This is a genomic window from Pseudomonas sp. SDT291_1_S447 (assembly GCF_054070155.1).
In genome coordinates this window covers 1-7,864 of sequence record NZ_JBSVXS010000182.1, presented here as the reverse complement: position 1 = coordinate 7,864, position 7,864 = coordinate 1, and the positions used below count along the sequence as shown (strand labels likewise).

Below are 7,864 nucleotides of genomic sequence, written 5' to 3'. Positions count from 1 at the left end.
TGCTGACGTCAAAAGATCGCAGCCTTCGGCAGCTCCTACATGGGAATGCGACCTTCTGTAGGAGCTGCCGAAGGCTGCGATCTTTTGAACTGTGTCTCATAGTGGCACTGTGCAATTAAAGAAACGCCAGCCCAAGCCGAATTGCTGACATCCACCCCGTCTACACTGTGGGGCCAACCAGTCAGGGAGCACCCCATGAGCTTCGGCAAAACCACCCCGATCCTGCGGATCTTCGATGAGGCCAAAGCTGTCGAGTTCTACGTCGATTTTCTGGGTTTCAAGATCGACTGGCAGCATCGCTTCGAGGCGAATTTTCCGTTGTATCTGCAGGTGTCGCGCGGTGAATGTGTGCTGCATTTGTCCGAGCATCATGGCGATGCGTGCCCGGGTTCGGCGCTGCGTATCGAGACCGATGAGCTGGAGGCGTTTCAGCAGCAGTTGGTGGCCAAGGATTACAAGTTTTCGCACCCGGGGATTCAGGCGATGCCTTGGGGTAGCCAGGACATGACGATCGTTGATCCGTTTGGTAATCGGCTGGTGTTTACCAATGCGATCTGTCTCTGAAGCGAAAAGCCCCTCACCCTAACCCTCTCCCGGAGGGAGAGGGGACCGACCGAGGTGTCTGACGCTAGACATCGACCTGAAAGATCTGCATCGATTATGGATGGCCCTCACCCTAACCCTCTCCCAGAGGGAGAGGGGACCGATCCGGGGATGCTTGAGAGATGCACCGACCTGGATCTGCTCGGTCGAATCCATAATCGACTCGGTCGTTCAGGTCGATGTATAGCGCCAGACACCTCGGTCGGCCCCCTCTCCCTTCGGGAGAGGGCTGGGGTGAGGGGAAATGGCACACCGCAAAAAGAAGCCCGCCACCTAACTATCGCAGTTGGGGTCGCGGGCTTTTTTGTTACTCGGTCGGCACTAACCTGTCCAACACGCGATTGACGGCCATTTCCGCCACCATCACCACTTGCGCAATGCCCTGCAGGGTTTTGCGGTGAGTGCCTTCAACCTGCGCGGCATGGTTGTTGAGCATGACCGTCGCCGAACCCAGGGTTTCGCTGGCGTCGGCCAGCAGGGATTCGGTGTCGGCTTGGGGATTGGCCATGTACAGCGTGTTGGGGGAGTAGGGTGTGGCCATGAGGTCAGCGTTCGTCGGACCGAGGTAGTGGTCTAGGGCGCGCTCGGCGGCTTCGTGGAATTTCTTTGAGTCGGGGGATTCGTAAGGGGAGGCCGGGTCGGTGACCGGCGGGTTTGGCGTTACTTTGAACATGGGAGCGTACCTTTTAAAGCCGCGTCCATTTCGCCGCTAAGCAAAAGGGAGGCAGCTGTGCGCAAGTTAGCGGACCGGTCGCATCCCACCCCGGCGCACCCGAAGGTGCCATGCGCACAGCCACCATTAAGCGCAGGCAAATACCTGACTGGATGATATTCGTGCAGCGGGGAGCGAATGTAGCCGAGCCGCTAAGCTCGATCACTGGGAATCAGTGACGCAATCAAGTTACGCAGCATGCTCAGGGCGCACAAGCCGGCGGATTCTGGCGCAGGCGTAGGCAGTGGCGCAAGGATTTGTAGGCTCTTGCGCGTAACACTGAGTGTCTTTAAACGGCGTGGGGTTGAGGGGTTTATTGCGCTACAGAGTTTGAGGATTTGCCTGTCGGATCCCGGTGCGGCGACTGGCGTCATCGCGAGCAGGCTCACTCCTACAGGGGATTGTGCCGGACACGGAATCTGCGTTCACTGAAGATCAATGTAGGAGCGAGCCTGCTCGCGAAGGGGCCGGAACATTCACCCCCGATGCATCTGCCGAAACTCCCCCGGCGGCATCCCCCGCCGACTCTTGAACGTGCGATGAAACGACCTCGGTTCGGTAAACCCCAGATACTGCGCAATGTCCTGAATCGGCAGCGTGCTGTTGAGCAAATAATGCTCAGCCAGCTCCTGACGCAAATCATCGAGAATCTGCTGATACGACGTCCCCGCCTGATGCAACTGCCGCTGCAACGTGCGCACTGAAACGGAGAGCTGCTCGGCGACCTGCTCCTTGCGCGGCAAGCCTTCCTTGAGCAACTGCCGCAGAATGTTTTTCACCTGCTGTTCCAGCGAGGCATCCTCCAGCGTCGCCATCAATCCCAGCGCATGTTCTTCCAGCGTGCGCAGTAACTGCGCATCCGCCTGGCGCAACGGCAACTGCAAATACGCCAGCGGCACGACCAGCGCCGAATACGGCTGATCGAACAACACCGGGCAATCGAAAAACGCTTCGTATTGCGCCGGCGTCGCCTCCGCCGGGCATGAATGTTCCAGCCAGACCCCGGCCGGCGACATCTGCGTGTCGGCGATCCAGCGCGCGTATTGCAGCCACGAACCGAGGACGTTTTCCACCAGATGCCGGCGGATTCGCGGGCGCTGATAACGGCAAGTCCAGATGAGATGCACGTGACCGTCCAGCACCTCCGCGCGGCTGACGCCCATATCGCCGACCAGTTTTTCGAACGGCATGATCCGGCTCATCGCATCGCCCAGCGTCGCGCAGTTCATGGTGATGTAACCGAGCACGCTCCACGAATTGGGCAGGACAAAATTCGCCGCATTGAGCCCGAACAACGGATCGCCCGAGTGTTCGCAGAAATAATCCAGCAACCGTTCATGCGCCTCACCGGGCAAACGCAGGGTGTTGTCGCTCAACTGCTGCGCCTGCAAACCCGCCGCCGCCAACGCCGGCTCGATATCCATGCCCAGTTGTTCGGCATGGCGCAGGTACTTGAGCAGGGGCGGAACCGAGGTATAGCCAAGCGATTGCATGATCCCATTCCTTTGATCAACAGCGGCGAGGGCGGACGAATAGCCTGAAAGGTAATTTGAAACCCCGACTAAAGTAAATGGCTGACGCTTGCGCGACGTTTGACTCAATTGGCTACACGAACTGGCCGGATGCGACCGTGACACTTTGCGGCCGCTGGCTAGTATGGAGGCCTGAAATATCACTGATCTGACGGTTAGAAGGACACACGCATGCGACGCTGGAACGGCTGGGGAGATGCAACCACGGTGGTCGAACTGCCGGCCCAGGGCGCGGAGTTTCTTCATGAACGACTGGGCGAGGGGCGCGCGCTGCCCGATGCCACGCTGGAATCCGCATTGACCCGGGTGCCGGCTTCGCGATTGCCGGCGCACAGCTTGTACAGCGTCGATGCCCATGATCGTTTGCTGCATGCGCGGGGCCAGAGCCTGCCGGACTGGCTGGCGTTGCGCGAAGGTGTGCTGGGCAATTATCCCGATGCGGTGGCGTTTCCCGAGACTGCTGAGCACATTCGCCAATTGCTGGCGCTCGCCCATGAACAGGATTTGTGCCTGATCCCCTATGGCGGCGGCACGTCGGTGGCCGGGCACATCAATCCGCCGGATTCTGCGCGGCCTGTGGTGACGGTGTCGCTGGCGCGGATGAATCGCCTGATCGATCTGGACGAGCAGAGCCTGCTGGCGACGTTCGGTCCCGGTGCGAGTGGCCCGCAGGTGGAAAGTCAGTTGCGTGCGCGGGGCTACACGCTGGGGCATTTCCCGCAGTCGTGGGAGTTGTCGACGTTGGGCGGTTGGGTTGCCAGTCGTTCCAGCGGTCAGCAGTCGTTGCGCTATGGCCGGATCGAGCAGTTATTTGCGGGCGGAACGCTGGAAACCTTTGCCGGGCCGATGCACATTCCAACCTTTCCGGCTTCGGCGGCGGGGCCTGATCTGCGCGAAGTGGTGTTGGGTTGCGAGGGCCGTTTCGGGATTATTTCCGAGGTCAAAGTGCGGGTCAGCGCATTGCCTGCTGATGAGCGTTTCTACGGCGTGTTTCTACCCGACTGGCCGCAAGCGCTAAGGGCGATCCGCCAATTGGCCCATGCACGCGTACCGCTGTCGATGCTGCGTCTATCCAACGCCGTGGAAACCGAAACGCAACTGGCGCTGGCCGGTCATCCGCAACAAATCGCCTGGCTGGAAAAGTATCTGAAGCTAAGGGGGGCAGCAGAGGGCAAGTGCCTGCTGACCTTCGGCGTCACCGGTAATCGCCGGCAAAACGCGCTGTCGCTAAAACAGGCGAGACACCACCTCAAATCATTCGGCGGCGTCTTCACCGGCACCTTGCTCGGCAAGAAATGGGCGCAGAACCGTTTCCGTTTCCCCTACCTGCGCGAGAACCTGTGGAACGCCGGTTACGTAGTCGACACCCTCGAAACCGCCACCGACTGGAGCAACGTCGACAACCTGCTCAACCGCATCGAAAACAGCCTGCGCGAGGCCTTGGCCGCCGAGGGTGAGCGCGTGCATGTGTTCACCCACCTGTCCCACGTCTACGGCGAAGGTTCGAGCATCTACACCACCTACGTGTTTCGCCCGGCGGCGGATTACCCCGCGACGCTGGCGCGCTGGAAAGCGCTCAAACACGCGGCCAGCCAGACCATCGTCGACAACCACGGCACCATCAGTCACCAGCACGGCGTCGGCAAGGATCACGCGCCGTACCTGCTGCGCGAGAAGGGCGAATTGGCGATGGATGCGTTGCAGGCGCTGAGCAAGCACTTCGATCCGGCCGGGCGCCTCAACCCCGGCACGCTGCTGCCGGAGTGACGGCCATGAGTCAGGACTGGAACGCCGCATGGCGCCAGCAGATTCTGCCGGCGCTGGCCGAGGAAACCTGGGATCTGATCGTCATCGGTGGCGGAATCAGCGGCGCCGGAATCCTGCGTGAAGCCGCGCGCCGTGGTTGGCGTTGTCTGTTGCTGGAACAGCGCGACTTTGCCTGGGGCACCTCCAGCCGATCGTCGAAAATGGTCCATGGCGGTTTGCGTTACATCGCCAAGGGCCAGTGGCGCCTGACCCGTGATTCGGTGCGCGAACGTCAGCGCTTGCTCGACGAAGCGCCGGGGCTGGTCGAGCCGATGAGTTTCCTGATGCCGCACTATCGCGGTGGCTTTCCCGGGCCTCGGGTGATGGGTGGTTTGCTGAGCGTTTACGACGCCTTGGCGGGACGGCGCAGCCATCGTTTTCATGATGCGCAACAGCTTCGATATCTGGCGCCGGGCGTGAAGGAAAATGACTTGCTCGGCGGCACCTGTTTTGTCGATGCGCTGACCGATGATGCGCGGCTGGTGATGCGTGTGTTGAGCGAGGCACGCGCCGATGGTGCTGTCGTGGTTAACGGCGTTCGCGTTGAGCATTTGCTGCGAGAACACGGGCGAGTGTGCGGCGTTCAGATCGAAGATTGCGAAGCCGGCGCGACTCTGCAATTGCGTTGCGGTGTGCTCGCGGTGGCCACTGGCGCCTGGGCTGAACGCTTGCGTCCGGCAGAGGCGCCACGGCAATTACGGCCGTTGCGCGGCAGTCATTTATTGCTGCCGGGCTGGCGTTTGCCGGTGGCGCAGGCGTTCACTTTTCTGCATGAGCGTGATCGGCGTCCGGTGTTTGTTTTCCCGTGGGAAGGCGCCACGGTGGTCGGCACTACCGACCTCGACCATCGCGACGATCTGGATCAGAGCGCGAGCATCAGCGCTGAAGAACTCGACTATCTGCTGGCCGCCTGCACGCAACAGTTTCCCGGCGCCGAAGTGAGCGCGGCGGATGTGTTGTCGACCTGGTCCGGCGTGCGTCCGGTGGTGGGCAGCGCAGGTGCGCATCACGACAAACCCTCGAACGAAACCCGCGAGCATGTGCTGTGGCAGGAACCCGGTTGCGTGACGTTGGCCGGCGGCAAACTAACCACGTTTCGCCCGCAAGCCATTGAAGTACTCAAAGCCTGCGCGAGTATGCTGGATCGTGCCTTCGTCGATGACGCTGCGCCAGTGTTTGCTGCTGTGCCTGAGTTGCCGATCGCGGAACTGAGCAGCCATCAGTGGCGACGTCTCGCCGGGCGGCATGGCCGAAACCTGCCAAGGCTGGCGCAACTGCTTGCGGAGATCGGCCACGACACGGTCGGCGCCACCGACACTCTGTGGGCCGAACTGGCTTTCGCCTGTGAGACTGAAATGGTTCTGCACCTCGACGATCTGCTCCTGCGCCGCACGCGTCTCGGTTTGCTGCTACCGCGCGGTGGCGAAGAGTATTTCACCGCCATCCGCCAACTCTGTCAGCCACGACTGGCCTGGAGCGACGAACACTGGCAGCAGGAAGAACAGCGTTATCGGGCGTTGTGGCAACGCCATCACGGTCTGCCGGATGCCACGCCTTGATGCCCCTTGAAGAGAGCTCCATGGATAACCACCCGAACAAGCGTTACCTGCTGGCGATCGACAACGGCACCCAGAGCGTGCGCGCGCTGCTTTTCGATTTGCAGGGCAATCTGCTCGGCAAAGGCAAGGTCGAGTTGCAGGCGTATTACTCGACGCAACCGGGCTGGGCCGAGCAGGATCCGGAGTATTACTGGGCAAAATTGGGGGAGGCGTGCCAGCAAGTCTGGGCGCAGACCGGTATCGACCGTTCGCAGATTGCCGGCGTTTCCCTGACCACGCAGCGCGGCACGGTGATCAATGTCGATGCCGAGGGTAAACCGTTGCGCCCGGCAATTCTGTGGCTCGATCAACGGCAGAGCGAGGTCGAGGGCGGGATCAAAGGTCCGTGGGGCTGGTTGCTCAAACTGGTCGGCGCGCAGGGTACGGTGGATTATTTTCGCGCTCAGGCTGAGGCTAACTGGATAGCAAAACACCAACCTGACGTGTGGGCGGCGACGGACAAGTTTTTGCTGCTGTCGGGGTTTCTCACCCATCGACTGTGCGGGCGTTTTGTCGACTCGGTAGGTTGCTGCGTCGGCTACCTGCCGTTCGACTTCAAACGCCTGAAATGGGCTGCGCCGAGTGACTGGAAATGGCAGGCGCTGGCGGTGCGCCCCGAGCAATTACCGAGCTTGCAAAAACCCGGTGAAACCCTTGGCTACATCACCGCTGAAGCCGCTCGCCACACCGGCATTCCCGAAGGTTTGCCGTTGATTGCTGCCGGCGCCGACAAGGCTTGCGAAGTGGTCGGTGCCGGCGTGGTCGATGCGAGTACGGTATGCCTGTCCTACGGCACCACGGCGACGATCACCAGCACCCGCTCGCGCTATCTGGAAATTGTCCCGTTGATTCCACCGTACCCCTCGGCGGTGCCGGATCAGTTCAACTGCGAGGTGATGATTTATCGCGGTTACTGGATGGTCAGCTGGTTCAAGAACGAGTTTGGTTTGCGTGAGATGCAGCAGGCCAAAGAGCAGGGCATCGAGCCGGAGCAGTTGTTCGATGCGCTGGTCGATGCCGTTCCACCGGGATCGATGGGTTTGATGCTGCAACCGTACTGGTCGCCGGGGATTCGCGAGCCGGGTGTCGAGGCGAAAGGCGCGATGATCGGCTTCGGTGATGTGCACACCCGTGCGCATATTTACCGGGCGATTCTTGAGGGGCTGGCGTACGCGTTGCGTCAGGGCATGGAGAATATCGAGCGGCGTTCGAAGGTCTCGATCAAGCGGTTGCGCGTGGCCGGTGGTGGTTCGCAGAGTGATGCGGCGATGCAGCTGACGGCGAATATTTTCGGCCTGCCGGCGGAGCGTCCGCATGTGTATGAGGCGTCGGGTTTGGGGGCGGCGATTTGTTGTGCGGTGGGGTTGGGGCTGCATGCGGATTTCCCCACGGCGATCGCGGCGATGACGCGGGTGGGTGCGGTTTTCACCCCACAGCCCGAGGCACAAAAAATCTACGAGCAGCTGTACAAAGAGGTCTACCTGCGCATGTATCGCCAACTCAAACCGCTGTACCAAAGCATCCGCAAAATCACCGGTTACCCCGCTTAGCAGACCACCACAAATCCCCTGTAGGAGTGAGCCTGCTCGCGATAGCGGAGGGTCAGCCAGCAT

Annotated in this window: 6 protein-coding genes; 4 read left to right on the top strand and 2 right to left on the bottom strand. The window is 61.0% G+C overall.

All coding sequences use genetic code 11. From position 1 onward, the window contains the following. Positions 1 to 195: 195 nt before the first annotated feature. Positions 196 to 564 (top strand): glyoxalase superfamily protein, encoded by a 369-nt coding sequence (locus tag ACW9IR_RS27845; RefSeq protein ID WP_007911550.1) that lies wholly within the window; start codon positions 196 to 198, stop codon positions 562 to 564. Between the two features lie 346 nt (positions 565 to 910). On the opposite strand, the gene ACW9IR_RS27840 is transcribed toward ACW9IR_RS27845, so the two are convergent. Together ACW9IR_RS27840 and gliR are read right to left on the bottom strand one after the other, a co-directional pair. After that, a complete protein-coding gene (locus ACW9IR_RS27840; RefSeq protein ID WP_457465815.1) occupies positions 911 to 1,276 on the bottom strand; it encodes a DUF6124 family protein in 366 nt (121 codons plus the stop codon). Between the two features lie 515 nt (positions 1,277 to 1,791). Further along, positions 1,792 to 2,808, bottom strand: a complete 1,017-nt coding sequence (gliR, locus tag ACW9IR_RS27835) for an AraC family transcriptional regulator GliR (protein WP_457465814.1) — start codon at positions 2,806 to 2,808, stop codon at positions 1,792 to 1,794. Positions 2,809 to 3,018: 210 nt separating this feature from the next. On the opposite strand from gliR, the gene ACW9IR_RS27830 reads away from it, so the two are divergent. The 3 genes from ACW9IR_RS27830 to ACW9IR_RS27820 are packed head-to-tail and all read left to right on the top strand — an operon-like array spanning position 3,019 to position 7,801. Further along, positions 3,019 to 4,614 (top strand): FAD-binding oxidoreductase, encoded by a 1,596-nt coding sequence (locus ACW9IR_RS27830; RefSeq protein WP_457465812.1) that lies wholly within the window; start codon positions 3,019 to 3,021, stop codon positions 4,612 to 4,614. 5 nt (positions 4,615 to 4,619) lie between these two features. Beyond that, the gene (locus ACW9IR_RS27825; protein ID WP_457465810.1) at positions 4,620 to 6,212 is read left to right on the top strand and encodes a glycerol-3-phosphate dehydrogenase/oxidase; all 1,593 of its coding nucleotides are present in this window, start codon (positions 4,620 to 4,622) and stop codon (positions 6,210 to 6,212) included. A gap of 20 nt (positions 6,213 to 6,232) precedes the next feature. Further along, positions 6,233 to 7,801, top strand: a complete 1,569-nt coding sequence (locus tag ACW9IR_RS27820; RefSeq protein ID WP_457465809.1) for an FGGY-family carbohydrate kinase — start codon at positions 6,233 to 6,235, stop codon at positions 7,799 to 7,801. Positions 7,802 to 7,864: the final 63 nt, after the last annotated feature.